This is a genomic window from Pseudomonas sp. NPDC087626 (assembly GCF_044743405.1).
GTDB lineage: Bacteria > Pseudomonadota > Gammaproteobacteria > Pseudomonadales > Pseudomonadaceae > Aquipseudomonas.
The window spans coordinates 55,168-81,935 of record NZ_JBIUWJ010000003.1 but is presented as its reverse complement, the minus strand read 5'-3'; the positions used below and the strand labels follow the sequence as shown (position 1 = coordinate 81,935).

Here is a 26,768-nt window from a genome sequence, read left to right as displayed (position 1 = left end):
AAATCCCATACAGAGAGAACCAGCAGTGCAACTTCCGTAAGACTAATAGCACCGCCTTAATAAATAAAGGGGCAAACAAGTTAATTAGAGAGTTAGCACTAAAAACACCTGCGAACGCAATAAGGAAATTACCGCCGGCGCAGGATCGAGCCGTATCCAGGCGAGCACACGGCAAGCCTGGCAGATTCACAGGGGTGTCGATCAGAGGGGTTGCAGGCAGCCTGCGCCGTTGGTCCGGGGTGCTTGCTTTTTATCAAAGATATATCTTAAGTTATGTCTAAACACGAAGAGAGAAAGCAAAAATGAGAGACCATCATTCCCACCGCGAACACTCCGACGGCCGCGACGGCTTCGAAAAACGCCCGGGCCCCGGCCGCGAACGCGGTGGCCGCGGGCCCCGGGTATTTGCCCCTGGCGACCTGAAGCTGCTGTTGCTGGCGTTGATCGCCGAACAGCCCTGCCACGGCTATGACCTGATCCGCCAGATCGAAAGCATGTTCGATGGCGCCTATAGCCCCAGCCCCGGGGTGATCTACCCGACCCTGACCTTCCTGGAAGAAAGCGAACTGATCCTGGGCGACGCCGACGGCGGCAAAAAACGCTACGCCATCACCGACGCCGGCCGCCAGTCACTGGGCGAACAAGCGATTGCCCTGGACGGCGTGCGGATGCGCATTGAAGTCAGCAAGCGCTCGCTGCGCGGCCACGACCGCCCCGCCGAGATCCACGAGGCAGTGCACAACCTGCGCCATGCCCTGCAGATGCACCACGGTCGCTGGAGCCCGGAAGAAATCCTGCGGGTCCGCGACCTGCTCAACAACACCGCCAAAGCCATCGTCGATGGCCCGCAGGCACAATCGGTTCAGGAGAACGCGTAATGACTGAAGTGATCACCCAGACCATCCACCGCGTCATGCACCAAATCAAACGCCGCCGCCTGCAGGTACTGCGGGTAATCGACCTGACGCCGCGCATGCGCCGGATCACTGTTGGCGGGCCGGAACTGGCCGGGTTCATCAGCCTGGGCACGGATGACCACGTGAAACTGCTGTTCCCGCAAAATGCCGAGGAACAGGCGGCCCTGGAAACGCTCGAACTGGGGGCCAATAACGATCAGGGGCCAAAGCCGGCGATGCGCGACTACACCCCGCGCCGCTATGACCTGGACACCCTGGAGCTGGACATTGATTTTGTCCTGCACGGCGACGGCCCTGCATCGACCTGGGCGGCACAGGCGCAACCCGGCCAATTCCTGTACATTGCCGGGCCACGCGGCTCGATGGTGGTGCCGGATATCTTCGACAGTTACCTGCTGATCGGCGACGAAACCGCCCTGCCCGCCATTGCTCGCCGCCTGGAAGGATTGGCCGCCAATCGCCGGGCACTGGTGGTGGTGGAAATCGAGAATGGCGCCGAGCAGCAAGAGCTCGACAGCCCGGCCGAGGTCGAGGTGATCTGGGTCTTGCGTGAAGGTGGCAAGGATCACCTGCTGGCCACCGTGCAGCAGCTGTCCCTGCCCGAGGGCGAGCTCTACGCCTGGATCGCCACCGAAGCCAAGGCTTCACGCCAGATCCGCCGGGTGCTGCTGGAAGAAAAGGGCCTGGATCAGCAGTTCGTCAAAGCTGTGGGCTACTGGCAACTCGACGACAACGAACAGTAACGTCGCGAGCAAGCCCGCATCACACTGTGGGAGCGAGCTTGCTCGCGATGGGCGTCAACGATAACGCGCGCTCCCTGATTCCCCACGGCGGGCTCAGTTTTTTCGCGAGCAGGCTCGCGCCTACACACGAGATCCCCGTCGTGCGCGCCACCGATCCAACCCCAGCACCACCAACGCCACCACGACAAACCCCAGCAGGATCCCCGAGGCGTTGAGAAACACCTGGGGATAACCGAGCTTTTCCACATCCACAAAGGGATAAGGGTAAATCCCCAGCGAGCGCCCCCGCAGCAGGACATAGGCAAAGTACAGCAGCGGATAGATCGCCCACAGGCCGATATGCCCCAGGCGCAAGTGGCCCTTGGGCACGCAACACCACCAATAGAGCACAAACAGCAGCGGCATCACGTCGTGCAGCAATTCGTCAGCAATCAGCTGCCAGCCCTGCGGGTGCCACAGGTGGCGCAGCAACAGGCTGTAGGCCAGGCCGACTACGCTGATGCTGACCGCGATGCCGCTGCTGACCCACGGCTGCAACAGAAACGTCCGTCCGCGAGACTGCTGGCTCGTGGCCGCACTGGTCAGCACTGCGGCCACCAGGGTATTGGTCAGTACCGTGAAATAACTGAAGTAGCTCACCAGGCCGCCGAGCAAACTGGCCTCGACACTCCAGCGTCCATAAAACACCAGGTACAGCTGGATGCTCAGGCCCAGCCAACCGAGTACGGCAGCCAGGCGAACGCACCGGCGTTCGACGGGCGAACCTCGCGTCAGCTCGACAGCCATGGACATTCCTTAGAGCGGGCGTTTGGTGCGCATCAGCTTCACATAGAGCTTTTCGACTTTCTCGCGGGCCCAGGGGGTCTTGCGCAGGAAAGTCAGGCTCGACTTGATGCTCGGGTCGCTCTTGAAGCAGCGAATGTCGATACGCTCGGCCAGCCCCGACCATTCGTAGTGTTGAACCAGCGCATTGAGGATCTGTTCAAGCGTCACGCCATGCAGCGGGTCGGTGGTGTGTTCGGTCATGCCGGGCCTTTGAACCTAATCAGGATGGGAAGGCGCGCACCTTAGCCGAGGGGGACAGCGGGTGGAAGGATTCTGTGCGCTCTGGGGTAAATGTAGGTCACCTGACCGGCCGCGTACGACTGTTACCGAATCCGAAAGGAAGCATGTCGAGAAAAGCCCTTTCTCTATTTGTAACAGATCATTATCCTTACGCCCTTAAGCTGAAACGCTTCCGCTGCCGGCCGCAGCTCTTACCCGCGCAGCTCACTCCCTTAGAAAAAGACCCAGAATTTCTTCTTTATGCCTTACTTGCAGATCTCCCGAGACAGCGCTGTCTCAACACCGGCTGCGCGCCGTAAAACCCTGAACCTGATCGGCGGCTTCACTGCCCTGGGTCTTGCCAACTGCGTTCAGGCCGCCCCGGCGTTCGATAGCCAATCGCCGTGGATGCTCGGCGATTGGAACGGCACGCGCACTGAACTCGCGCAACAAGGCTACGACTTCAAGCTCGACTACACCGGCGAAATGGGCAGCAACCTGCACGGCGGCTACGACCACGATCGCACTGCGCGCTACAGCGACCAGTTCGGCCTGGGCACCCACCTGGACCTGCAAAAGATCCTCGGCTGGGACGACGCCGAGTTTCAACTGACCATCACCAAGCGCAGCGGCAACAACATCAGCAACGACCGGATCAACGATCCACGGGTCGGCGGCTTCACCTCGGCCCAGGAAGTCTGGGGCCGGGGCCAGACCACACGCCTGACGCAGATGTGGTACCAGCAGAAATTCCTCGACCAGAAACTCGATATCAAGGCCGGCCGGTTCGGCGAAGGCGAGGACTTCAACAGCTTCCCCTGCGACTTCCAGAACCTGGCGTTCTGCGGCTCCCAGGTCGGCAACTGGGCCGGCGGCATCTGGTACAACTGGCCGGTCAGCCAGTGGGCACTGCGGGTCAAGTACCACCTGAGCCCGGAGGTCTACGCCCAGATCGGCGCCTATGAGCAGAACCCATCCAACCTGGACAAGGACAACGGCTTCAAGCTCAGCGGCAGTGGCACCCAGGGCACCGTGGTCCCGGTGGAACTGGTGTGGACCCCGAAACTCAATGGCCTGCCGGGTGAATACCGCGCCGGTTACTACTACAGCAGCGCCAAGGCCAGCGACGTCTACAAGGACAGCAATGGCCAGCCCGCCGCCCTGAGTGGCGAGGCTTATCGCAGTTCGTCGAGCAAGCATGGGGTGTGGCTGGGTATCCAGCAGCAAGTGAGCAGCGTGGCCAGCGACAACTCGCGCGGCCTGAGCCTGTTCGCCAACGGCACGATGCACGACAAGAAGACCAACGCGATCGACAACTACGTGCAGGCCGGCCTGGTCTACAAAGGCCTGTTCGATGCCCGCGCCAAGGATGACATCGGCTTTGCCATGGCCCGCGTCCACGTCAACCCGGCCTATCGCAAGAATGCCGAGGCCAGCAACCAGGCCCGCGCGGTGTTCGATTACGACAACCCGGCCTACCTGCCGCCGCAAGACACCGAATACAGCGCCGAACTCTATTACGGCGTGCACCTGACCAACTGGCTGACGGTACGTCCGAACCTGCAGTACATCCGCCATCCCGGTGGCGTGAACGATGTGGATGACGCGCTGATTGGCGGCATCAAGGTGCAGTCGTCGTTCTGACCCGAGCTACAAACCCTGTAGGAGCGAGTGCCCGCTTGCGGCCCGCTCGCGATGGATCCGAAAGCTACGCGGGGTGTCAGGCACCCACCGTCATCGTTCACGCCCATCGCGAGCAGGCTCGCTCCTACAGGGATCACCGTTTTTATCTGAACCACGCCCGCGCACGATCGTCATCTACAGTGAACTTGCGCAAGGCTACTTAAAACGTCACGGAGAATCGCACTATGAGCACTGAAGGTGCTTCAAGTCCAAGCCGCCTGATGCCGAGCCTGCTCGGCATCCTGCTGCTGCTAATGGGCCTGGCCTTGTTGGCCGGGGGGATCAAGCTGAGCATGCTTGGCGGCTCGTTGTACTACCTGCTGGCCGGTATCGGCCTGGTGCTGACCGGCATTCTGCTGCTGGCCGGCCGTCGTGCAGCCTTGGGCCTGTATGCACTGGTGCTGCTGGCCAGTACTGCGTGGTCGTTGTGGGAAGTTGGCCTGGACTGGTGGCAACTGGTGCCGCGGCTGTCGCTGTGGTTCGCCCTCGGCATCGTCCTGCTGCTGCCGTGGTTCCGCCGTCCGCTGCTGCGCCAGGGCCCTGCGCCGCTGGGCACCGCCGCCTTGAGCGTGGCCGTGGTCCTGGCCGGCGCCGCTGCTGTGGGCAGCCAGTTCACCAACCCGGGCGAAGTGCTCGGTGAGCTGGGGCGCGACAGTGCCGACACCACCAACACCGCACCGACCATGCCTGACGGCGACTGGCAGGCCTATGGCCGCACCGAGTTCGGAGACCGCTACTCGCCGCTCAAGCAGATCACCCCGGACAACGTCGGCCAGCTGCAGGAAGCCTGGCGCATCCGCACCGGCGACCTGCCAACCGCTGGCGACCCGGTCGAGCTGACCAACGAAAACACCCCGCTCAAGGTCAACGGCATGCTCTATGCCTGCACCGCCCACAGCAAGGTGTTGGCGCTGGACCCGGACACCGGCAAGGAAATCTGGCGTTTCGACCCGCAGATCAAGAGCCCGGTAGGCTTCAAGGGCTTCGCCCACATGACCTGCCGTGGCGTTTCCTACTATGACGAGAACGCCTACGCAGCCGCTGGCGCTTCTGCGACCGTGCTCTCCGACGCCGGCAAGGCCGTGGCCCAGGCTTGCCCGCGCCGCCTGTACCTGCCGACCGCCGACGCCCGCCTGATTGCCCTGAACGCCGACACCGGCAAAGTCTGCGAAGGCTTCGGCAACCAGGGCGTGGTCGACCTGACCACCGGTATCGGCCCGTTCACCCCGGGCGGCTACTACGCCACCTCGCCAGCAGCTATCACCCGTGACCTGGTGATCATGGGCGGCCACGTTACCGACAACGAGTCGACCAACGAGCCGTCCGGCGTGATCCGCGCCTTCGACGTCCACGACGGTCACCTGGTGTGGAACTGGGACAGCAACAACCCGGACGCCACCGAGCCGTTGCCGGCGGGCGAACACTACAGCCGCAACTCGGCGAACATGTGGTCGCTGGCCAGCGTCGATGAAAAACTCGGCATGGTCTACCTGCCACTGGGCAACCAGACTCCAGACCAATGGGGCGCCGACCGCACCCCGGGCGCCGAGAAATACAGCGCCGGCCTGGTGGCCCTGGACCTGGCCACCGGCAAGGTGCGCTGGAACTACCAGTTCACCCACCACGACCTGTGGGACATGGACGTTGGCAGCCAGCCAACCCTGCTGGACATGAAAACCGCCGACGGTATCAAGCCGGCACTGATCGCGCCAACGAAGCAGGGCAGCCTGTACGTGCTGGACCGTCGCGACGGTACGCCGATCGTGCCGATTCGTGAGATCCCTGTGCCGCAAGGCGCGGTCCCGGGCGATCGCACCGCACCGACCCAGGCCCGTTCGGACCTCAACCTGCTGGCCCCGGAACTGACCGAAAAAGCCATGTGGGGCGCCAGTCCGTTCGACCAGATGCTGTGCCGCATCCAGTTCAAGGAACTGCGCTACGAAGGCCAATACACCCCGCCGTCGGAACAGGGCAGCCTGATCTACCCGGGTAACGTTGGTGTGTTCAACTGGGGCGGCGTATCGGTCGACCCAGTGCGCCAGATGCTGTTCACCAGCCCGAACTACATGGCCTTCGTCTCGAAAATGGTGCCCCGCGCCCAAGTGGCGGCCGGCAGCAAGCGCGAGAGCGAAACCGCCGGGGTGCAACCGAACACCGGCGCACCTTACGCGGTGATCATGCACCCGTTCATGTCGCCGTTCGGCGTACCCTGCCAGGCTCCGGCCTGGGGCTACGTGGCTGGCATCGACCTGACCACCAGCAAAGTGGTGTGGAAACGCAAGAACGGCACCAGCCGCGACAGCTCGCCACTGCCTATCGGCCTGCCGATCGGCGTACCAAGCATGGGCGGCTCGATCGTCACTGCCGGCGGCGTCGGCTTCCTCAGCGGCACCCTGGACCAGTACCTGCGCGCCTATGACGTCAACACCGGCAAGGAACTGTGGAAATCCCGCCTGCCAGCCGGCGGCCAGGCCACGCCAATGACCTACACCGGCAAGGACGGCCAGCAATACGTCCTGCTGGTAGTGGGCGGCCATGGCTCCCTGGGCACCAAAATGGGCGATTACGTCATCGCCTACAAACTGCCGAAATAAGCTGCATCGGCCGTAACCAGAAGGCGACTACCGCAGGGTAGTCGCCTTTTTTGTGCCTACCCACATCACAACCCGTGTAGCCGCTGCCGAGCCCGCGAGGCTGCGTTCGGCTGCGCAGCAGTCGTCTGTATCGCCATCAAGGCCTGGCGAGGACTGCGTCCTCGAACGCAGCCTCGCGGGCTCGGCAGCTGCTACGGGGGATTGGGGTACATCCGAGATCTAGGGTTTGGCAGAGGCCGCCATCGCGAGCAAGCTCGCTCCTACATAGGTGGTCGTTTCTCCTTAACTGATCGGCATTAGGCCGGTAGGCCGCCTCGGCTGCCAGGTTCTCAGGTACGTTCACGGTTGTGCAGCAGTGACCTCAAGCTGCTCCTGTTGCTCCAGTAGCAAGGCCTGCGTGACTTCTTCTATATAATCAAATACCGCTTCGGGAACCGTGTACCTGTATTGCTTGCGACGGTTAATCGAGACTGTCCCCCCTTGCGTCAGGCACATCATCACGAGGTTAGCCAGGTCACTACCCCGCACGTCGTAGCGTTCATCGACCCGCTTTACGATCCGGTCATAGTTTTCGAGAAACGTAGTCTCTTCGCGAAGCTCGACTTCAAGGGCGCGCTTTGCCATTTCCAGCGTGAATGTGACGCCCGGGGTGGCATCCCAGTACCGATAGATGGCCGGGCTCCCGGTGAAGTTAAATGACAAGTTACCCTGATCGATCCACCTGACGTCCCAGAACTCCCGAGCCGGCCTGGAGAACTCTTGCAGGGTTTCAAGGTAGAGCCGCTCCTCCCGCTTCATCGCCACGGAGACGGGCAGAAGAAGACCATTTTCCAATACCCCGGCACGGCACAACGTGTGGTGGATCAGAAAACGGGAAAGTCTCCCATTTCCATCCATAAAGGGATGATTCAGGACAAAGCCGAAGGAGATAATGCCGGCAGCGACCAACGGGTCGATATGGGTGGGTGCTTCGTTGGCGAACGCGGCCAGTTGATCCATCAGTTCGCGGCACAGCTCTGGCTCTGGAGGTACGTAGGTGACACCGGCCGCACCGTGAAAAGAGTTGGCCAGGTGGTTCTGCTCGTGACGGTATCCTGCCGCCATGTCGAGCGGATTCGATACCGTCGCGTTCTGCAGGCTTACCAGATAGTCCTCGGTGAGTGGAGCGCGCTCATGAGCTTGCTTCAAAAGCTGGATGAAGCGGCGCGATTTGTCTTCGCTGGGCTCCTCGCGCTCAATGGCGAACGAGTCCTTGGTTTCAGAGAGGTAGGCCCAGTTTATCGCCCGGTCCATCATTCCCGATGGCAAGTTCGCAATAAATTCGCGGGTGCGACCGAGAATGTCATGTTCGAGCAGAGCAACAATCTGGGGGGTCCGCTCGACCGTGGCGCAGTAGGAAAGTGTGCCCAGGCCATTAAATTCGATACGCCACCGAGAGTTCCGGGCCCCGGCCATGGTCAGGTACTGCTCTGGATCGAACAGGGGCATGAAACGCCCCTTTACCGGAGAGTGCTGCGCAATTTGTTCACCCGTGAAAGCTTCCCGCAGATAGCAAGCCTTGCGAATGTAGACTCCATTAGGTGACTGCCGCAGCTCGGCTTCAAGCGCTTCAACGAACTGAGTTCATCGGCGCAAAATCCTCAAATCCGTATTCGCAGCACAGATTTTCTTCACTACGCAAAGAAAATCTTAATTCCGAGTAATTATTCATATTTTTTTTTAACTCACCACACAATCCTCTGACCGTCCACCCTATACAGAATTGAAATGACCTGCATTCCCAGAGCATGGGAACGATCAACCACGACGCTCGGTTCGCAGCCTTCAGGTAACAACCCGCTTACCAAACAAATCCCCCGCAAAGCGCTCCCACCATTGAAACCACCCGCCACCTGCCCCATCTAACTCCCATACCCCATTGCGCAGGTGCCCCATGAGCGACCAGCAAGCATTCCCCGAAGACCCCAGCGAATACGCCGACCCGGAACACGCCGAACACCCCGAACACCACGCCTCCTCCGGCACTGGCCTGGCCCTGCCCGGGCAGAACCTGCCGGACAAGGTCTACATCATCCCGATCCACAACCGGCCATTCTTCCCGGCCCAAGTCCTGCCGGTGATCGTCAACGAAGAACCCTGGGCTGAGACCCTGGATCTGGTCGCCAAGTCCGAGCACCACTCGCTGGCGCTGTTCTACATGGACACCCCCCAGGAAGACCCACGGCATTTCGACACCAGCGCCCTGCCGCTATACGGCACCCTGGTCAAGGTCCACCACGCCAGCCGCGAAAACGGCAAGCTGCAGTTCGTCGCCCAGGGCCTGACCCGTGTGCGCATCCGCACCTGGCTCAAGCACCATCGCCCACCGTACCTGGTGGAAGTCGAATACCCGCACCAGCCAAGCGAGCCGACCGACGAGGTCAAGGCCTATGGCATGGCGCTGATCAACGCGATCAAGGAACTGCTACCGCTCAACCCGCTGTACAGCGAAGAGCTGAAGAACTACCTCAACCGCTTCAGCCCCAACGACCCGTCGCCGCTGACCGACTTCGCCGCCGCCCTGACCTCGGCCACCGGTAACGAATTGCAGGAAGTGCTCGACTGCGTGCCCATGCTCAAGCGCATGGAAAAAGTCCTGCCGATGCTGCGCAAGGAAGTCGAAGTCGCGCGCCTGCAGAAAGAAATCTCCGCGGAAGTGAACCGCAAGATCGGCGAACACCAACGCGAGTTTTTCCTCAAGGAACAACTCAAGGTGATCCAGCAGGAGCTGGGCCTGACCAAGGATGATCGCAGCGCCGACGTCGAGCAGTTCGAGCAACGCCTGACGGGCAAGGTCCTGCCGCCCCAGGCGCAAAAACGCATCGAAGAGGAAATGAACAAGCTGTCGATCCTCGAGACCGGCTCCCCCGAATACGCCGTGACCCGCAACTACCTGGAGTGGGCGACGGCCGTGCCCTGGGGCGTGTACGGGGAAGACAAGCTCGACCTCAAGCACGCACGCAAGGTGCTCGACAAACACCATGCCGGCCTCGATGACATCAAGGACCGGATCCTCGAATTCCTCGCGGTGGGCGCCTACAAGGGCGAGATCGCCGGCTCCATCGTGTTGCTGGTAGGCCCGCCGGGCGTGGGCAAGACCAGTGTCGGCAAGTCCATCGCCGAATCCCTGGGGCGGCCGTTCTATCGTTTCAGCGTCGGCGGCATGCGTGATGAAGCCGAGATCAAGGGCCACCGTCGCACCTACATCGGCGCCCTGCCGGGCAAGTTGGTGCAGGCGTTGAAAGATGTCGAAGTGATGAACCCGGTGATCATGCTCGACGAGATTGACAAGATGGGCCAGAGCTTCCAGGGCGACCCAGCCTCGGCGCTGTTGGAAACCCTCGATCCGGAACAGAACGTGGAATTCCTCGACCACTACCTGGACCTGCGCCTGGACCTGTCGAAAGTGTTGTTCGTGTGCACCGCCAACACCCTGGACTCAATCCCCGGGCCGCTGCTCGACCGCATGGAAGTGATTCGCCTGTCCGGCTACATCACCGAAGAAAAAGTCGCCATTGCCAAGCGCCACCTGTGGCCCAAGCAACTGGACAAGGCCGGCGTGGCGAAAACCAGCCTGTCCATCAGCGACAGTGCACTCAAGGCCCTGATCGATGGCTATGCCCGCGAAGCCGGGGTGCGCCAGTTGGAGAAACAACTGGGCAAGCTAGTGCGCAAGGCGGTGGTCAAGCTGATGGACGATCCGCAGCAAGTGATCAAGATCGGCCCCAAGGACCTCGAGGCCTCCCTGGGCATGCCGGTGTTCCGCAACGAGCAAGTGCTGTCGGGCACCGGGGTGATCACGGGCCTGGCCTGGACCAGCATGGGCGGCGCCACCCTGCCGATCGAAGCCACCCGCATCCACACCCTCAACCGTGGCTTCAAGCTCACCGGGCAACTGGGTGACGTGATGAAGGAATCGGCGGAAATCGCCTACAGCTACGTCAGCTCCAACCTGAAGTCGTTTGGCGGTGACCCGAAGTTCTTCGACGAAGCTTTCGTGCACTTGCACGTACCGGAAGGTGCGACTCCAAAAGACGGCCCTAGCGCCGGAGTGACCATGGCCAGCGCCCTGCTGTCCCTGGCACGCAACCAGCCGCCGAAAAAGGGCGTGGCCATGACCGGTGAACTGACGCTGACCGGGCACGTGCTGCCGATTGGCGGGGTGCGCGAAAAAGTGATTGCCGCACGCCGACAGAAGATCCACGAACTGATCCTGCCGGAACCCAACCGTGGCAGCTTCGAAGAGTTGCCCGATTACCTGAAAGAGGGCATTACCGTGCACTTTGCCAAGCGTTTTGCCGACGTGGCCAAGGTGTTGTTCTGACAACTGTGTAACGCCTGGACTGACGCCATCGCGGGCAAGCCCGCTCCCACAGGTTACTGCAATCCTTGTGGGAGCGGGCCGGGCGGCGGCACTGACAACCCTATCTAGGCCTAACGGTCACATTTTGTCTCATCTTCAGTTATGCTCGCCGTTCGTCGCGAATTCCGGAGTGCCTGACTTGATGTCCCCCACCCGCCTGCTATTGCCCTTGAGCCTTGCCTTGCTGACGGCCTGCGCCTCGCAGCCGAAACAGAACCTGACCGTGGAGCAGCAGAGCCAATGCCCGGTGCAACTGCACAACGGGCAAAACCTGATCCTGACCTTGCCGAGCAACCCGACCACGGGTTATCGCTGGGCGATCCAGGATTCGGCCGGCGGTGTGTTGCGGGCCATCAGCCCCGAGGTCTACACCAACCCGGAAAACAGCGGCCTGGTGGGCAGCGCGGGGCAATCGACCTGGCGCTTCCAAGCCTTCACCAGCGGTAACGGGCGCTTGCGCCTGACTTCACAGCAGCCGTGGGCACCGGAAGTCGAACCGGTAGAGATTTTCGACTGCGCAATCGTGGTGAACTGAGCATGGGCTGGCTGATTCTGGCGTTGATGGGAGCCGTCACGTTCCTCTACGGCTTAAGTGTGCACGCCGAGCTACTGTGCCTGCTGGTCAAGCCGCTGCCGGTGCTGGCCCTGCTGGGTTGGTTGCACGATGCACCGCCCAGCGACTACCGGCGCTGGGTCAGCCTGGGCCTGATCTTTTCCCTGCTGGGCGATGTGCTGCTGGCCTGGCCCGGCGACTTGTTCGTGTTCGGCCTCGGCGCATTCCTGGTGGCCCACCTGGCCTACCTCAAAGCCTATCTGAGCGATTGCCGGCGCCTGGCCCCTGGGCCCTTGCTCCTGGCGCTGCTGGTCGGCGCACTGCTGCTGGGGATCCTGATCGCCCATGGCCTGGGGCCGTTGCTGATTCCGGTGATCGTCTATGGCACGGCCATCAGCGCCATGCTCTGGCGCGCCCTGGCCCGCCTGGGCACCGACGTGCCGAAACGCTCGGCACTGTTGGCCGCTGGCGGCGCCCTGGCCTTTGTGTTCTCCGACAGCGTGATCGGCATCGACCGTTTTGCCATGCCCTTCGCGGCCGCGCCGTATGTGATCATCCTCAGTTACTGGCTGGGGCAATGGGGCATCGCCGCGTCGGCGTTCCACACACGAACGCGCTGAATTCATCGCGAGCAGGCTCGCTCCCACACGTACGGTGTTTAGCCTGTGGGAGCGAGCCTGCTCGCGATACGCCAATACCTGCCAGGGCGCTTTATCAGACAAGCCGCGCATCTGCGCGCCAACTTGGCTAAAATGCCGGCCTTTTCCAATTCCGCCGCTGGAACCGCCGTGAGCAAAGAACCCGATCGCCTTTTCGCCCAGCCTTTGGCCCAGGTACCCGACTTCGCCTTTAACGAGGATGTGGTGCGAGTGTTCCCGGACATGATCAAGCGCTCGGTGCCGGGTTACCCGACCATTGTCGAAAACCTCGGTGTGCTGGCGGCGCAGTTTGCCCAGCCAGACAGCGTGCTGTACGACCTGGGGTCATCCCTCGGCGCGGTGACCCAGGCCCTGCGCCGGCACGTGCGTACGGACGGTTGCCGGGTGATCGCGGTGGATAACTCCGCCGCCATGGTCGAACGCTGCCGTGAATACCTCAACGGCCAGGACTCGATGTTCCAGGAACTGCTGCCGGTGGAGGTGATCGAGGGTGACATCCTGGCCCTCGAATTCAAGCCGGCCTCGGTGGTGGCGCTGAACTTCACCCTGCAGTTCATCGCCCCTGAACAACGCCTGGCCCTGCTCGGGCGTATCCGTCAGTCGTTGTTGCCCGGCGGCGCGCTGATCCTCTCGGAAAAACTGCGCTTTGCCGATGCCCAGGAGCACCAGCTGCTCGGCGACCTGCACATCGCGTTCAAGCGCGCCAACGGCTACAGCGAACTGGAAATTGCCCAGAAGCGCAGCGCCATCGAAAACGTCATGAAGCCCGACAGCCTCGAAGAACACACCGAACGCCTGCTGGCCGCCGGGTTCTCGAAAGTCGTGCCGTGGTTCCAGTGTCTTAACTTTGCCTCGTTGATTGCCTTGCCATGATTGATCTGTCTCCCCTCGCCCGCCGCCTGGCCGGCACGCCGCTGGCCGACTGGGCTAACACCCTGCAAGCGCAACTCGACGTAAAAATGGAGAAGGGCCACGGTGACCTGGAGCGCTGGCAAAGCGCGCTGGACGCCTTGCCGAAGATCCAGCCAAGCGAAGTCGATTTGCTCAACGGCCTGAAGCTGGACACCGATTGCGACGATGCAACTCGCGCGCAAATGCGCACGGCCCTGATGGGCCTTTCACCATGGCGCAAAGGGCCGTTCGACCTGTTCGGCGTGCACGTCGACACCGAATGGCGTTCGGACTGGAAATGGTCGCGGGTCGCCCCGCACCTGGACCTTGTGGGCAAACGCATCCTCGATGTCGGCTGCGGCAATGGCTACTACATGTGGCGCATGCTCGGCGCCGGGGCCGACAGTGTGATCGGCGTCGACCCCAACTGGCTGTTCTTCTGCCAGTTCCAGGCCGTGCAGCGCTACCTGTCCGAGCCCAATGCCTGGCACCTGCCGTTCCCGTTCGAAGACTTGCCAGCGAACCTGGAAGGCTTCGACACGGTGTTCTCCATGGGCGTGTTCTACCATCGCCGCTCGCCGATCGAGCATTTGCTGGCGCTCAAGGATTGCCTGGTCAAGGGCGGGGAACTGGTGCTCGAAACCCTGGTGATCGAGGGCAACGAGCAGCAGGTACTGGTGCCGGAAGACCGCTACGCGCAGATGCGCAACGTCTGGTTCCTGCCTTCGGTTCCAGCATTGATGCTGTGGCTGCGCCGCGCCGGGTTCAGCGACGTGCGCTGCGTGGATGTCAGCGTGACCAGCATCGAGGAACAACGCGCCACCGAGTGGATGAAGTATCAGTCGCTGAGCGACTTCCTCGACCCGGATGACCACGGCAAGACCATCGAAGGCCTGCCAGCGCCGATGCGCGCGGTGATTGTGGCCAGGAAGTAACCCGATCTTCCTGACACAAAAAAACCTGTGGGAGCGGGCTTGCCCGCGATAGCGGACTAACATTCAACATCTTCGTTGACTGAAAGGGCCTCATCGCGGGCAAGCCCGCTCCCACAGGGTTAGTAGTTATTCTGAAGATTTAGCTCTGCGGGCCTTGAAGAACTCGCTCAACACCGTCCCGCACTCCTCGGCCAGCACCCCGCCTTCGTACAGCACCCGGTGATTCAAAAAGCCCTGGGTGAAAAACTGCCCCTGGCTCTGCACGATCCCGGCCTTGGGCTCCAATGCGCCGTATACCACCCGAGCGATGCGCGAGTGGACGATCAGCCCGGCGCACATGCTGCACGGCTCCAGCGTCACATAGAGCGTGCTGCCGGGCAGGCGGTAGTTGTTCAGGGCCTGGGCGGCGGCGCGGATCGCGACCATTTCGGCGTGGGCGCTGGGGTCGCTGCCACTGATCGGGCAGTTGAAGCCGCGCCCGATGATCTCCCCGTCCTGCACCAGCACCGCACCCACCGGCACCTCGCCGAGGGCCGCTCCCTGGGCCGCCAGCAGCAGGGCTTCGCGCATGAAGTGCTGGTCACGGCTGCGGTCGATAATGGCGCTCGGGCGAATCTGGCGCATCACTTCACCTCGATCGCGGCCATCAGGCCGGTTTCCATGTGGTCGATCACATGGCAATGGAACATCCACACCCCAGGGTTATCCGCCACCAGCGCCACTTGCGCGCGCTCGTTCTTGCCCAACAGGTAAGTGTCGGTGAAGTACGGGATCACCTTGTGCCGGTTCGAGGCAATGACCTTGAAGCTCATGCCATGCAGGTGGATCGGGTGTTGGTACTGGGTCATGTTCTTCAATTCGAATATGTAGCTTTGGCCCAGCTTGAGCGTAGCAATCGGTCGGTCGGCGCAGGTCTTGTCGGTGATGTCCCAGGCCTGGCCGTTGATCTGCCACAGGCTGGGGGGCTTGCCGTTTTCGACATTGACCGAGACCGAACCGACCCACTCGAAATTGAAGTTGAGCTTCTGCGCAGTGGCCATGTCCGGCTCGGCAACCGGGTTGGCGGGCAGCGCCGGTGGCCACTCACCCGGTGCATCCGTGTTGGCCACCGAACGCAGGGTGCCCAGGCGCACCGGGCCGTTACGCAGGGACAGCTCAGTGCCCGCTGGCGGGGCCTTGATCGCCAGGCAGATGCGCATGCCCGGACCGAGCCAGTATTCCTTGCCCAGCGGCCGCGGCTGTACCGGGTTGCCATCCAGCGCGTAGATCTGCGCCTCGACCCCGGGAATGTTGATGCGATAGGTCAGGGTGTTATCGAGGTTGAGCAGGCGCACGCGAGTGATCTGCCCAGCGGGCAAGTCGATGACGGGCAACGGCACGCCGTTGATGGTCGATAGGCGCCCCGCCGTGCCGCCACGGGCCGCTTCCCGGGGGATGCTGAACTCGACAAAGTTGCCTTGCTCATCGATGTGCCAGTTTTTCAGGCTCAGGGTTTTTTCGTACTTGAAGCCGGTGGGCTCGCGCTCCTCGACAATCAACGGCCCGACCAGGCCGCGACCCAGCTCTTCGCTGCTGCTGACATGGGGGTGGTACCAGTAGCTGCCGGCATCCGGCACGCGGAACTTGTAGTCGAAATACTCGCCCGGCAGCACCGGCAGTTGCGAGACGTAGGGCACGCCATCCATCTCCAGCGGCAGGCGGATGCCGTGCCAGTGAATGGTGGTCGCCACCGGCAGGTGGTTGATGAAACGCACCCGCAGCCACTCGCCCTGGCGCACCCGCAACTCGGTCCCAGGCGCCGAAGGGCCAAAGGCCCAGGCCTGGGTCTTGTGCCCGGGTACCAGCTCCACGTCCAGCGGCGCGGCAATCAGCTCGTAGTCATGCCCGGCATTGGCATCCGCCACTTTCCCCAGCCAGTAACGCGATGCACCACCGGCCCCGACGCCAACTACTGCCAGACCGGCCAGACCACCGAGTATTTGTCGACGGGTAAAGGACATGGACTCAACTACCTCACGTATCTGCCGCAGGCCCAGGGCCCGCAAAAGGCGAATACGATACACCCGCAATTGTGAAAGAAACAGCAAAGCGGACGTGACCACGGGACGCAGGCAAATCAGACGAGCGCTCCCCACAACGCAAAAAGGCCGCATGAACACGAGGTTCACACGGCCTTTTTTGATACCGGCAATCAAGCCATCAAGGCTTGCGCGGGATCATTCCCACTCAATGGTCGCTGGCGGCTTGCTCGACACGTCGTAGGTGACGCGGGAGATGCCTTCGATTTCATTGATGATGCGGCCGCTGACGGTTTCCAGCAGTTCGTAAGGCAGGTGTGCCCAACGCGCGGTCATGAAGTCGATGGTTTCCACGGCACGCAGGGCCACGACCCAGGCGTAACGACGGCCATCGCCAACCACGCCAACCGATTTCACCGGCTGAAACACTACGAACGCCTGGCTGACCTTGTGGTACCAGTCGGCCTTGCGCAGTTCTTCGATGAAGATGTGGTCGGCACGACGCAGCAGGTCAGCGTATTCCTTCTTCACTTCACCGAGGATCCGCACGCCCAGGCCTGGGCCCGGGAACGGGTGACGGTAGACCATGTCGTACGGCAGGCCCAGTTCCAGGCCCAGACGACGGACTTCGTCCTTGAACAGCTCGCGCAGGGGTTCCACCAGCTTGAGGTTCATTTCTTCCGGCAGGCCACCCACGTTGTGGTGCGACTTGATCACGTGGGCCTTGCCGCTCTTGGCGCCAGCCGACTCGATCACGTCCGGGTAGATGGTGCCCTGGGCCAGGTACTTGATGTTGTCCAGATTGTTGGACTGGGCATCAAACACGTCGATGAAGGTACGGCCGATGATCTTGCGCTTCTTCTCTGGGTCGCTTTCGCCAGCCAGGTTGTTGAGGAACTGCTCTTCGGCGTTGGCACGGATCACCTTGACGCCCATGTTCTCGGCGAACATGGCCATCACTTGCTCGCCTTCGTGCAGACGCAGCAGGCCGTTGTCGACGAAGACGCAGGTCAACTGGTCGCCGATGGCCTTGTGCAACAGCGCAGCAACGACCGAGGAGTCGACACCGCCGGACAGACCCAGCAGCACGTTGTCGGTACCTACTTGGGCACGGATGTTGGCGATGGCGTCTTCGGCGATCTTCGACGGCGTCCACAGGGCTTCGCAACCGCAGATGTCGAGGATGAAGCGCGACAGGATGCGCCCGCCCTGCTTGGTGTGGGTCACTTCCGGGTGGAACTGCACGCCGTAGTAGCCGCGTTCGTCGTTGAACATGCCGGCGATCGGGCAGCTCGGGGTGCTGGCCAGGATGTGGAAGTCTTCCGGCATCTTGGTGACCTTGTCACCGTGGCTCATCCATACGTCGAGGCCGAACAGGCCGTCGGCGTCGATGTGGTCTTCGATGCCGTCGAGCAGGCGGCTCTTGCCGACCACGTCAACGCGGGCATAACCGAACTCACGCAGCTCGGAACCTTCGACCTTGCCACCCAGCTGTTCAGCCATGGTCTGCATGCCGTAGCAGATACCGAAGACCGGCACGCCCAGGTCAAACACCGCTTGCGGGCAGCGCGGGCTGTCGGCGACGTGCACGGACTCGGGGCCGCCGGCGAGGATGACGCCTTTGGGAGCGAACTCGCGAATCGCTTCATCGTCCATGTCGAACGGGTGCAGTTCGCAGTACACGCCGATCTCACGCACGCGGCGGGCGATCAGTTGGGTGTACTGGGAACCGAAGTCGAGGATCAGGATGCGGTGAGCGTGAATGTCGAGGGCCATGGATAAAAACTCAGAAAGCAGTTGCAAGCTTCAAGCTGCAAGCTGCAAGTAATCGGAAGCTGCGCGGTAGCTGCGTGAACGCAGTACCGCTTGCAGCTTATAGCTAGTGGCTCGTAGCTGGAGGCGTCAGCCGACCCGATAGTTTGGCGCTTCTTTGGTGATCTGCACGTCATGAACGTGGGATTCGGCCATGCCGGCACCGGTGATCCGCACGAACTCAGGCTTGGTGCGCATTTCTTCGATGTCGGCGCTGCCGGTGTAGCCCATCGAGGAACGCAGGCCGCCCATCAGTTGGTGAATGATCGCGCTCAGGGTGCCCTTGTAAGGAACACGGCCCTCGATCCCTTCCGGAACCAGTTTCTCGGCGCCTGCCGAGGAGTCCTGGAAGTAACGGTCGGAGGAGCCTTGCGCCTGGGACATGGCGCCCAGCGAACCCATGCCGCGATAAGCCTTGTACGAACGGCCCTGGTACAGTTCGATCTCGCCTGGCGCTTCTTCAGTACCGGCGAACATCGAGCCCATCATCACGCAGGACGCACCGGCCACGATGGCCTTGGACAGGTCACCGGAGAAACGGATGCCGCCATCGGCGATCAACGGCACGCCAGTGCCTTCAAGGGCAGCGGCAACGTTGGCGATGGCGCTGATTTGCGGCACGCCGACACCCGCGACGATACGGGTGGTGCAGATCGAGCCAGGGCCGATACCGACCTTGACCGCATCCGCGCCCGCTTCGGCCAGGGCCTTGGCAGCAGCGCCGGTGGCGATGTTGCCGCCGATCACCTGGACTTGCGGGAAGTTCTGCTTGACCCAACGCACGCGGTCGATCACGCCTTTGGAGTGACCGTGGGCGGTGTCGACCACCACCACGTCAACGCCGGCGTTGACCAGGGCTGCGACGCGATCACCGGTGTCTTTACCGGTACCGACGGCAGCGCCCACACGCAGACGACCTTGATCGTCCTTGCTGGCCAGCGGGTAAGCCTTGGCTTTTTCGATGTCGTTGACGGTCATCATGCCTTTGAGGGCAAACTTGTCGTCGACGATCAGCACGCGCTCGATGCGGTGCTTGTGCAGCAGTTCGCGCACGTCGTTCTTGTCGGCGCCTTCCTTGACCGTGACCAGGCGCTCTTTAGGCGTCATCACTTCACGGACAGTGGCTTCCATACGGTTTTCGAAACGGACGTCGCGGGAGGTGACGATGCCGACCAGGTCGCCATCGTGCAGCACAGGAACACCGGAGATGTTATGCAGGCCGGTCAGTTCGAGCAGTTCGCGAACGGTGGCGTCAGCCTCGATGGTGATCGGGTCCTTGACCACACCGGCTTCGTAACGCTTGACCTTGCGCACTTCGGCAGCTTGCTGCTCGATGGTCATGTTCTTGTGGATAATGCCGATGCCACCTTCCTGAGCCATGGCGATTGCCAGACGGGCTTCAGTGACGGTGTCCATGGCGGCGGAAACCAGTGGGATATTCAGCTCGATGCCACGGGTAAGGCGGGTCTTCAAACTGACTTCATTAGGCAGTACTTCGGAATAACCGGGCACTAAAAGAATGTCGTCGAAGGTCAGAGCTTCTTGGCTGATACGCAGCATCGCGGGGGCTCCCGAGCGGGAAATTGGAAGCGCGACATTATAGTCAGACACCCCCTCAGGTTCAATGTAAAACTCTGTCTATTATCGACGCGGTGATCGACGGGGGTTGTTGTCGCCTACAACTCGACCTTGACCCAACTGACCGGCAAGTCCAGCCACTCGGCAAATTCGTCGATAAAGCTCTGCTTGAACCCGGCCTCGGCCCAGTTGTTGAAGATAAAGCCCAGGTTGGAAAACCCGCACTCCTGCAAGAACAGAAAACCATTGATGTCGTCTTCATGCCCGCACTCGGGGCAGATGAAGTTGTCGGTGCGCCCGGGCATCCAGTCTTCCAGGCTGTCGAACAGCGCCTCGCCGACTTCCTTGCGGCACTCGGCGCAGCCGGCCTCCTCGAGAAACCCTTTGGCGGGGGTATAGATGCAACGCTTGGTGACGATCTCCAGGCCGTTGATCGGCTCACCGAACGGCAGCGCCTGCGGGTGCAGCACCACGTCGCGCGCGCCGGGGGCAATGGCGTGGGCCATGCGATTGCCAGTGCGCCCGCAGGTTGTGAGTTGTTCTTCGATGATGTTCTTGCGCACCAGCCACCGCACAATCGCCCGCGCCCGGGGTTCGTGCACCGGCAGGGTGGAGATTTTCGGGACGAGGATGCTTTGCGAGTTCATGACGAGTCCTGCTGTATGGCTACTGCCGCCATCGCGGGCGAGCCCGCTCCCACAGGTGATCGAGTCTGATGTGGGAGCGGGCTTGCCCGCGATGGCGCCCTAAAGGCCGGCAGCTTAATCCCTGACAGACTCAGGTCAAGTGCTGAAGTAGCGGGTCAGCAAGGCAATCCCGCTGGCCAGCACCAGCCAGGTGACCAACCGCACGAAGGCCTCGCGGGACAACTTCAGGGCCAGGCGCCGGCCGATCCACAATCCCAGCGCCATGGCCGGCAACAGACACAGGGCCAACAGTAACAAGGGTAGCTCGGCGTAGACCCCGGCGATCAGGAACAGGCTCAAGCGCACCAGGGTGCTGCAACTGATCAAGGCACTTTGCGTGGCGCGGGCGGCATCCTTGGACAGGCGGCTGTTGAGATAAATCGCATACAAAAAGCCGCCACTGCCGAACAACGCGCCAAACAAGCCACCGACCGTGCCCATGGGAATCGCCCAACCGGCGGCCAGCTGCGCCGGGCGTACCTTCACCCATAGGCTGTACATGGCGTAGGCCGTGATGAACAGGCCCATCAATAGCAACAACACGTCGGACTTGAGGTTCAGCAGGAAGATCACCCCCAGAGTGCAGCCCAGCGCCATGCACGGCAGCAGGCGCAACAACTCCGGCCTGGCCACATCACGGCGCGAGGGCAGCAGGTTGCCGAACGCGGCGACAAAATCCAGCAGCACCAGCAAGGGCACGATTTTCGACAGCGGCAGGAACAGGATCAGGATCGGCCCCGCCACCAGGGCCGTGCCAAAACCGGCAATGCCAAACACGATATAGGCCAGGCTGATTGCCAGGGCGATGATCAGCCAGTCCGTGGCGCCGAATGGCCATTGCTGCAATAACTCGATCAGGTTCATCAGGGCTTTCCTTAATTTGGCGCTGATCACTTTAGCCAGCGCGGAGCATTGCGACTAATATCTTCCCGACCCTCAACCCATCTCAAAAAGGCATGACTTGTGCTTTCGACCCGTCAACTGCGTTACTTCGTGGAAATCGCCGAGTGCGGCAGCTTCAGTGCCGCCGCCGAACGCCTGTTCATCGCCCAATCAGCCCTGAGCCGGCAGATCAAGGACATGGAGAGCCGCCTGCAGACCCCGCTATTCGAGCGCACGGCGCGTCAGCCACGGCTCACCGCCGCCGGTCAGGCTTTCCTGCCTCGGGCCGCAAGCCTGCTGAGTGAACTGCTCAAGGCCAGTGAGATGGCGACGCAGGTCGGCAACGGCCAACTCGGCACCTTGCGCCTGAGTCACTCCAGCACCGTTCCCATGAGTGGCCGGGTGCTGCGCGGCATCAGCGCTTACCTGGAGCAGCAGGTGGACGTGTCGATGGACATCGTCAAGCTATCCTCCGAGGCCCAGCTGCAGGAACTCGCCGAGGGTCGCCTGGACGTTGGCCTGCTGCGCCTGCCCGTGCTGCGCCAGCGCGAAGGGGTGCAGATCATCGAGCTGTACCGCGAACGCTTGCTGCTGGCGGTGCCGCCTGGGCATGCATTGGCGCGCAATACACCCGAACAAGGCATCGAGCTGGGGCAACTGAGGGAGTTGCCGTTCATCTCCATTCCGCACCCGCAACGCGGCGGCTTGAGTTACCTGTCCGCCGAGCTGTGCATGCGCCAGGGTTTCTTTCCCAAGGCCGCGCGGGTGGTGTCGCGCAAAACCACCCAGTTGCAACTGATCCAGGCCGGGTTCGGCATTGCCCTGCTCCCGGAATCGATGCAGGACATCGCGCCGCCGGACATTCACTTCCTGCCCCTGGCCGACCCGGATTGCTACAGCAGCGTCGCCCTCGCCTGCCGGCAAGATCCCAGCGCGCTGGTCGAGCAATTCGTTGAACACATCAGCCGGCCGGCGTAGGGGGATCGTGCATTGCGCGGGAGATTGGCTTTATCATGCGCCCCATGATTAAAGATCCCTTTGCAAGACTCGGCCTGGACCGCGAAGTCCTCACCGTCAGCCAACTCAACGGCCGCGCGCGGGTGCTGCTCGAAGACGTGTTCAGCAACATCTGGGTCGAAGGCGAAATCTCCAACCTCGCCCGCCCGGCGTCCGGTCATGTGTATTTCACCCTCAAGGACAGCGGCGCCCAGGTGCGTTGCGCGCTGTTCCGGCAGAACGCCGCACGGGTGCGCCAGGCTCTCAAGGATGGCCTGGCCGTCAAGGTACGGGGCAAGGTCTCGCTGTTTGAAGGACGCGGCGACTACCAGCTGATTCTCGATACTGTCGAGCCCGCTGGCGAAGGTGCACTGCGCCTGGCATTCGATGCACTGAAGGAAAAGCTCAGCGCCGAAGGCCTGTTCAGCGCCGAGCGCAAAGTGCCGCTGCCGGCCCATCCGCAACGCATTGGTATTATCAGTTCGCCCACCGGCGCGGTGATCCGCGACATCATCAGCGTGTTCCGCCGCCGTGCGCCCCAGGTGTCGCTGACCTTGATCCCCACCGCCGTGCAAGGCCGCGAGGCCACCGCGCAGATTGTCCGCGCCCTGCAACTGGCCGACGCCCGGGGTTTTGACGCCTTGATCCTGGCCCGGGGCGGCGGCTCGCTGGAAGACCTCTGGTGCTTCAACGAAGAAGCCGTGGCCCGTGCCGTGGATGCCTGCGTCACGCCAATCGTCAGCGCCGTCGGGCATGAAACCGATGTGTCGATCAGCGACTTTGTGGCGGACGTCCGCGCGCCCACGCCATCGGCCGCCGCCGAACTGCTGGCACCGGACTCCAGCGATCTGCTGCGCCGGGTCGAAAGCCTGCATCGGCGCCTGGTGATGCGCATACGCGACCGCCTGATGCGCGATCGCTTGCGCCTGGAAGGCATGTCCCGCCGCCTGCGCCATCCGGGTGAACGCCTGCGCCAACAAGCACAACGCCTCGATGACCTGGACATGCGCCTGCGTCGAGCCTTCGAGCGCAGCCTCAACACCCGCCGCGAACGCTTGATCCGCCTGGAAACCCGCCTCGCCGGGCAACATCCGGGGCGGCAACTGGCATTGCTGCGCCAGCGCCTGGATAGTTTTGCCGAACGTTTGCCCCGGGCCATGCGTGAAGGGCTCAAATCCCGGCGCCTGCAGTTGCAAAGTCAGGTCCAGACCCTGCAGGTGGTCAGCCCGCTCGCGACACTCGCCCGTGGCTACAGCATTTTGCTCGATGAACGTGGCAATGCGATCCGCAGCGCCGGACAAACCCATACCGGCCAGCGCCTGACAGCCAAGCTGGGCGAAGGCCAATTGCAGGTCCGGGTCGAAGACAATCACCTGACACCCGTCACCCTTTCTCTACTGGATTGATCGATGCCGCGTTTTTTTGCTCCGCTGCTGCTGTTATGCCTGACCTTCAACGCCCACGCCGACAGTTACATCACCCGCCTGCTGAACAAGCCGGTGCCGGGTGGTGTGGCGGTGGTCGACCTCGGTTCTGCGGCGCAGGCGCCCAAAGCCAGCTACCAGGGCAAGCCGGTGCTGGTGGTCAAGGAACAGAACAACTGGCTGGCGATAGTCGGCGTGCCCCTGACCGTCAAGCCAGGTACCCAACAAATCAGCAGCGCGGGACGCAACTTGAGCTTCGCGGTGGGAAACAAGAAATACCCGGAACAACGCATCACCCTGAAAAACACCCAGCAGGTCAACCCCAACCCGGCCAACCTCAAGCGCATCGAGAGCGAGCTGGCCGTGCAGATCCAGGCTTACCGCACTTTCAGCCCCAATACCCCGAGCAACCTGCTGCTGGACAAACCGGTCAACGGGCCACTGTCGAGCAAGTTCGGCGTGCGCCGCTTCTTCAACGGTGAAGAGCGCAATCCCCACTCGGGCCTGGACTTCGCCGTACCCGCCGGGACCCCGATCAAGACCCCGGCCAATGGCAAGGTGATCCTGATCGGTAACTACTTCTTCAACGGCAATACCGTGTTCGTCGACCACGGCCAGGGCTTCATCAGCATGTTCTGCCACATGTCGAAGATCGACGTGAAGCTCGGCCAGACGCTGGCACGTGGTGCCGTGGTCGGCAAGGTCGGCGCCACCGGCCGCGCGACCGGTCCGCACATGCACTGGAATATCAGCCTGAACGATGCGCGGGTTGACCCGGCGATTTTCATTGGGGCATTCCAGCCCTGATGGATTGGCGAGGCTGGCGGCCTCATCGCCAGCCTTCAATTGCGCATTGCTCCACCCCTACGCAAACATCCAGATAATTATCAAAACAGCCCGCAATAAAATCTCGATAAAAGTAACTTTTCGAGTATTCCTATCAAAGTTTTTCGACTGCTTGCCATCTTTTCCCGGCGCGGTTAGGGTTGAAAGCATGAAAACCTCTCACACCCTCATTCAGCTTCGCCAGCACCGCAGCCTGTGCCTCGTCAGCGCACGACTGCCAGGCTGAATCGCAGCGCCTCGCCCCTAGATTTATCCAACGCAACAGTGATCCACCGGCAGGCCGCCTCTTTTCGGCCAACAACAGAATAAGGACTCCCAGATGAGCATGCTCAAAGACCCGTCTTCGAAATACCGCGCGTTCCCGACCATCGACATTCCAGATCGCACCTGGCCGTCGAAGACCATCACGTCCGCGCCGATCTGGTGCAGCTCCGACTTGCGCGATGGCAACCAGTCGCTGATCGAGCCGATGGATGCGGTGAAAAAGCTGCGCTTCTGGAAAACCCTGGTTCAGGTGGGCGTGAAGGAAATCGAAGCGTCCTTCCCGGCCGCTTCGCAAACCGATTTCGACTTCGTGCGGACCTTGATCGAAGACGGCCACATCCCTGACGACACCACCATCCAGGTGTTGACCCAGGGTCGTGAAGACCTGATCGCCCGCACCTTCGAATCCCTGCGCGGGGCGAAAAAGGCCATCGTTCACCTCTACAACGCCACCTCCCCGTCCTTCCGCCGGATCGTCTTCAACCAGGACAAGGACGGCATCAAGGAAATCGCGGTCAGCGCCGCCAAGCTGTTCGTCAAGTACGCCGCGCAGCAGCCGGAGACCGAGTGGACGTTCGAATACTCGCCAGAGACCTTCAGCGCCACTGAGCTGGAGTTCGCCAAGGAAGTCTGTGACGCGGTGATCGAGGTCTGGAACCCGACGCCGGAACACAAGATGATCCTCAACCTGCCTGCGACCGTCGAGTGCGCCACGCCGAACATCTACGCCGACCAGATCGAGTGGTTCGGCCGCCACATCAACCGTCGTGACAGCGTGCTCATCAGCCTGCACACCCACAACGACCGTGGCACTGGTGTTGCTGCCACCGAGCTGGGCCTGATGGCTGGCGCCGACCGTGTCGAAGGCTGCCTGTTCGGCAACGGCGAGCGCACCGGCAACGTCGACCTGGTCACCGTGGCCTTGAACCTCTACACCCAGGGCGTGAACCCTGAGCTGGACTTCTCCGACATCGACGGCGTGCGTAAAGTCGTCGAAGAGTGCAACCAGATTGCCGTGCACCCACGTCACCCTTATGTCGGCGACCTGGTGCACACCGCGTTCTCCGGCTCCCACCAGGACGCTATCCGCAAGGGCTTCGCCCAGCAGCAGGCGGACGCCCTGTGGGAAGTGCCGTACTTGCCGATCGACCCGGCCGACATCGGGCGCAGCTACGAGGCGGTGATCCGCGTCAACAGCCAGTCCGGCAAAGGCGGGATTGCCTACCTGCTGGAACAGGAATACGGCATCAACTTGCCGCGCCGCATGCAGATCGAGTTCAGCCAGGTGGTGCAACGCGAGACCGATCGCCTGGGCCTCGAGATGACCGCACAACAGATCCACGCCTTGCTGCACAGCGAGTACTTGCAGGCCAACACCCCGTACGCGCTGGTCAGCCATCGCCTGCAGGAAGAAAACGGCCACAGCGCCGTGGAAGTGGAAGTCTCGAGCAAGGGCCAGGGCGAAACCAACCTGCACTGGCGCGGCAAGGGCAATGGCGCCCTGGAAGCCCTGGTGGCCGGTTTGCCAATCCCGGTGGAGATCATGGACTACAACGAACACGCCATCGGCGCGGGGACCAATGCCAAGGCCGCGGCCTACATTGAACTGCGAGTCAACGGCGAACGCGCGGTGCATGGCGTGGGCATCGATGAAAACATCACCACCGCCAGCTTCAAGGCCCTGTTCAGCGCGCTGAACCGCTCCCTGAGCCAGCCACAGGCCAAAGCGGCTTAAGCCTACGCTGCAATGCAAAAGGCCCCGAATTTCGGGGCCTTTTTGTTTGTCCTTGAGGGCCTCATCGCGGGCAAGCCCGCTCCCACAGAGGGTGTGCAATCCATTG

Annotated in this window: 21 protein-coding genes and 1 pseudogene; 13 read left to right on the top strand and 9 right to left on the bottom strand. The window is 62.0% G+C overall.

What is annotated here, in order from left to right:
- Positions 1 to 302 precede the first annotated feature (302 nt).
- Positions 303 to 878: a PadR family transcriptional regulator gene (locus tag ACIOVD_RS03960; RefSeq protein WP_095165995.1), complete on the top strand. Its 576-nt coding sequence runs from the start codon at positions 303 to 305 to the stop codon at positions 876 to 878.
- Positions 878 to 1,660: a siderophore-interacting protein gene (locus ACIOVD_RS03955; protein ID WP_401126250.1), complete on the top strand. Its 783-nt coding sequence runs from the start codon at positions 878 to 880 to the stop codon at positions 1,658 to 1,660. The genes ACIOVD_RS03960 and ACIOVD_RS03955 overlap by 1 nt, the downstream gene beginning before the upstream one ends.
- 120 nt (positions 1,661 to 1,780) lie before the next feature.
- On the opposite strand, the gene ACIOVD_RS03950 is transcribed toward ACIOVD_RS03955, so the two are convergent.
- Together ACIOVD_RS03950 and ACIOVD_RS03945 are read right to left on the bottom strand one after the other, a co-directional pair.
- A complete protein-coding gene (locus ACIOVD_RS03950; protein ID WP_401126248.1) occupies positions 1,781 to 2,446 on the bottom strand; it encodes a Pr6Pr family membrane protein in 666 nt (221 codons plus the stop codon).
- A 9-nt stretch (positions 2,447 to 2,455) separates the two neighbouring features.
- The gene (locus ACIOVD_RS03945; RefSeq protein WP_095166001.1) at positions 2,456 to 2,686 is read right to left on the bottom strand and encodes a VF530 family DNA-binding protein; all 231 of its coding nucleotides are present in this window, start codon (positions 2,684 to 2,686) and stop codon (positions 2,456 to 2,458) included.
- A 279-nt stretch (positions 2,687 to 2,965) separates the two neighbouring features.
- Between ACIOVD_RS03945 and ACIOVD_RS03940 the strand changes: the two genes are divergently transcribed.
- A complete protein-coding gene (locus ACIOVD_RS03940) occupies positions 2,966 to 4,348 on the top strand; it encodes a carbohydrate porin (RefSeq protein ID WP_401126246.1) in 1,383 nt (460 codons plus the stop codon).
- Positions 4,349 to 4,572: 224 nt separating this feature from the next.
- Positions 4,573 to 6,981: a glucose/quinate/shikimate family membrane-bound PQQ-dependent dehydrogenase gene (locus ACIOVD_RS03935; RefSeq protein WP_401126244.1), complete on the top strand. Its 2,409-nt coding sequence runs from the start codon at positions 4,573 to 4,575 to the stop codon at positions 6,979 to 6,981.
- Positions 6,982 to 7,320: 339 nt separating this feature from the next.
- Here the strand turns inward: ACIOVD_RS03935 and ACIOVD_RS03930 are convergent.
- Positions 7,321 to 8,580: pseudogene (locus ACIOVD_RS03930) on the bottom strand (Fic family protein); the annotation flags it as partial.
- A 334-nt stretch (positions 8,581 to 8,914) separates the two neighbouring features.
- Between ACIOVD_RS03930 and lon the strand changes: the two are divergent.
- The 5 genes from lon (at position 8,915) to cmoB (ending at position 14,421) form a co-directional block, all read left to right on the top strand.
- Entirely contained in the window at positions 8,915 to 11,344 is a 2,430-nt protein-coding gene (gene lon, locus ACIOVD_RS03925; protein ID WP_095166007.1) for an endopeptidase La, read from the top strand.
- Positions 11,345 to 11,525: 181 nt separating this feature from the next.
- Positions 11,526 to 11,918, top strand: coding sequence for a protease inhibitor I42 family protein (locus ACIOVD_RS03920; RefSeq protein WP_095166008.1), 393 nt, complete (start codon positions 11,526 to 11,528; stop codon positions 11,916 to 11,918).
- Positions 11,919 to 11,920: 2 nt separating this feature from the next.
- Complete coding sequence (locus ACIOVD_RS03915; protein ID WP_095166010.1) at positions 11,921 to 12,556, top strand: lysoplasmalogenase; 636 nt, start codon at positions 11,921 to 11,923, stop codon at positions 12,554 to 12,556.
- 168 nt (positions 12,557 to 12,724) lie between these two features.
- Complete coding sequence (gene cmoA, locus ACIOVD_RS03910; RefSeq protein ID WP_095166012.1) at positions 12,725 to 13,468, top strand: carboxy-S-adenosyl-L-methionine synthase CmoA; 744 nt, start codon at positions 12,725 to 12,727, stop codon at positions 13,466 to 13,468.
- Positions 13,465 to 14,421: a tRNA 5-methoxyuridine(34)/uridine 5-oxyacetic acid(34) synthase CmoB gene (gene cmoB, locus ACIOVD_RS03905; protein ID WP_095166014.1), complete on the top strand. Its 957-nt coding sequence runs from the start codon at positions 13,465 to 13,467 to the stop codon at positions 14,419 to 14,421. The genes cmoA and cmoB overlap by 4 nt, the downstream gene beginning before the upstream one ends.
- 126 nt (positions 14,422 to 14,547) lie before the next feature.
- Here the strand turns inward: cmoB and tadA are convergent, their stop codons facing one another.
- The 6 genes from tadA to ACIOVD_RS03875 form a co-directional block, all read right to left on the bottom strand.
- Positions 14,548 to 15,045 (bottom strand): tRNA adenosine(34) deaminase TadA, encoded by a 498-nt coding sequence (gene tadA, locus ACIOVD_RS03900; RefSeq protein ID WP_095166016.1) that lies wholly within the window; start codon positions 15,043 to 15,045, stop codon positions 14,548 to 14,550.
- On the bottom strand, positions 15,045 to 16,421 hold the full coding sequence (locus tag ACIOVD_RS03895) for a multicopper oxidase family protein (RefSeq protein WP_401126241.1): 1,377 nt from the start codon (positions 16,419 to 16,421) through the stop codon (positions 15,045 to 15,047). Before ACIOVD_RS03895 ends, tadA begins: the two co-directional genes overlap by 1 nt.
- Before the next feature lie 216 nt (positions 16,422 to 16,637).
- Positions 16,638 to 18,215, bottom strand: coding sequence for a glutamine-hydrolyzing GMP synthase (gene guaA, locus ACIOVD_RS03890; RefSeq protein WP_095166018.1), 1,578 nt, complete (start codon positions 18,213 to 18,215; stop codon positions 16,638 to 16,640).
- Positions 18,216 to 18,341: 126 nt separating this feature from the next.
- A complete protein-coding gene (gene guaB, locus ACIOVD_RS03885) occupies positions 18,342 to 19,811 on the bottom strand; it encodes an IMP dehydrogenase (RefSeq protein ID WP_095166020.1) in 1,470 nt (489 codons plus the stop codon).
- A gap of 116 nt (positions 19,812 to 19,927) precedes the next feature.
- Positions 19,928 to 20,476, bottom strand: a complete 549-nt coding sequence (locus ACIOVD_RS03880; protein ID WP_095166022.1) for a sugar ABC transporter ATPase — start codon at positions 20,474 to 20,476, stop codon at positions 19,928 to 19,930.
- Positions 20,477 to 20,611: 135 nt separating this feature from the next.
- Positions 20,612 to 21,379: a sulfite exporter TauE/SafE family protein gene (locus tag ACIOVD_RS03875; protein WP_401126238.1), complete on the bottom strand. Its 768-nt coding sequence runs from the start codon at positions 21,377 to 21,379 to the stop codon at positions 20,612 to 20,614.
- A 99-nt stretch (positions 21,380 to 21,478) separates the two neighbouring features.
- Between ACIOVD_RS03875 and ACIOVD_RS03870 the strand changes: the two genes are divergently transcribed.
- From ACIOVD_RS03870 to leuA, 4 genes are all read left to right on the top strand, one after another.
- Positions 21,479 to 22,375, top strand: coding sequence for a LysR family transcriptional regulator (locus ACIOVD_RS03870; protein WP_401126236.1), 897 nt, complete (start codon positions 21,479 to 21,481; stop codon positions 22,373 to 22,375).
- A 44-nt stretch (positions 22,376 to 22,419) separates the two neighbouring features.
- A complete protein-coding gene (gene xseA, locus ACIOVD_RS03865; protein WP_159998906.1) occupies positions 22,420 to 23,799 on the top strand; it encodes an exodeoxyribonuclease VII large subunit in 1,380 nt (459 codons plus the stop codon).
- A gap of 3 nt (positions 23,800 to 23,802) precedes the next feature.
- Positions 23,803 to 24,624 carry a peptidoglycan DD-metalloendopeptidase family protein gene (locus ACIOVD_RS03860; protein ID WP_159997795.1) on the top strand — a complete coding sequence of 274 codons (822 nt, stop codon included), beginning with the start codon at positions 23,803 to 23,805 and terminating at the stop codon, positions 24,622 to 24,624.
- A 358-nt stretch (positions 24,625 to 24,982) separates the two neighbouring features.
- A complete protein-coding gene (gene leuA / locus ACIOVD_RS03855) occupies positions 24,983 to 26,662 on the top strand; it encodes a 2-isopropylmalate synthase (RefSeq protein ID WP_320332958.1) in 1,680 nt (559 codons plus the stop codon).
- Positions 26,663 to 26,768 lie beyond the last annotated feature (106 nt).

Coding starts and splice junctions, on each gene's coding strand:
- ACIOVD_RS03960 (WP_095165995.1), top strand. CDS start 303: ATGAGAGACCATCATTCCCACCGCGAACACTCCGACGGCCGCGACGGC.
- ACIOVD_RS03955 (WP_401126250.1), top strand. CDS start 878: ATGACTGAAGTGATCACCCAGACCATCCACCGCGTCATGCACCAAATC.
- ACIOVD_RS03950 (WP_401126248.1), bottom strand. CDS start 2,446: ATGGCTGTCGAGCTGACGCGAGGTTCGCCCGTCGAACGCCGGTGCGTT.
- ACIOVD_RS03945 (WP_095166001.1), bottom strand. CDS start 2,686: ATGACCGAACACACCACCGACCCGCTGCATGGCGTGACGCTTGAACAG.
- ACIOVD_RS03940 (WP_401126246.1), top strand. CDS start 2,966: ATGCCTTACTTGCAGATCTCCCGAGACAGCGCTGTCTCAACACCGGCT.
- ACIOVD_RS03935 (WP_401126244.1), top strand. CDS start 4,573: ATGAGCACTGAAGGTGCTTCAAGTCCAAGCCGCCTGATGCCGAGCCTG.
- lon (WP_095166007.1), top strand. CDS start 8,915: ATGAGCGACCAGCAAGCATTCCCCGAAGACCCCAGCGAATACGCCGAC.
- ACIOVD_RS03920 (WP_095166008.1), top strand. CDS start 11,526: ATGTCCCCCACCCGCCTGCTATTGCCCTTGAGCCTTGCCTTGCTGACG.
- ACIOVD_RS03915 (WP_095166010.1), top strand. CDS start 11,921: ATGGGCTGGCTGATTCTGGCGTTGATGGGAGCCGTCACGTTCCTCTAC.
- cmoB (WP_095166014.1), top strand. CDS start 13,465: ATGATTGATCTGTCTCCCCTCGCCCGCCGCCTGGCCGGCACGCCGCTG.
- tadA (WP_095166016.1), bottom strand. CDS start 15,045: ATGCGCCAGATTCGCCCGAGCGCCATTATCGACCGCAGCCGTGACCAG.
- ACIOVD_RS03895 (WP_401126241.1), bottom strand. CDS start 16,421: ATGTCCTTTACCCGTCGACAAATACTCGGTGGTCTGGCCGGTCTGGCA.
- guaA (WP_095166018.1), bottom strand. CDS start 18,215: ATGGCCCTCGACATTCACGCTCACCGCATCCTGATCCTCGACTTCGGT.
- guaB (WP_095166020.1), bottom strand. CDS start 19,811: ATGCTGCGTATCAGCCAAGAAGCTCTGACCTTCGACGACATTCTTTTA.
- ACIOVD_RS03880 (WP_095166022.1), bottom strand. CDS start 20,476: ATGAACTCGCAAAGCATCCTCGTCCCGAAAATCTCCACCCTGCCGGTG.
- ACIOVD_RS03875 (WP_401126238.1), bottom strand. CDS start 21,379: ATGAACCTGATCGAGTTATTGCAGCAATGGCCATTCGGCGCCACGGAC.
- xseA (WP_159998906.1), top strand. CDS start 22,420: ATGATTAAAGATCCCTTTGCAAGACTCGGCCTGGACCGCGAAGTCCTC.
- ACIOVD_RS03860 (WP_159997795.1), top strand. CDS start 23,803: ATGCCGCGTTTTTTTGCTCCGCTGCTGCTGTTATGCCTGACCTTCAAC.
- leuA (WP_320332958.1), top strand. CDS start 24,983: ATGAGCATGCTCAAAGACCCGTCTTCGAAATACCGCGCGTTCCCGACC.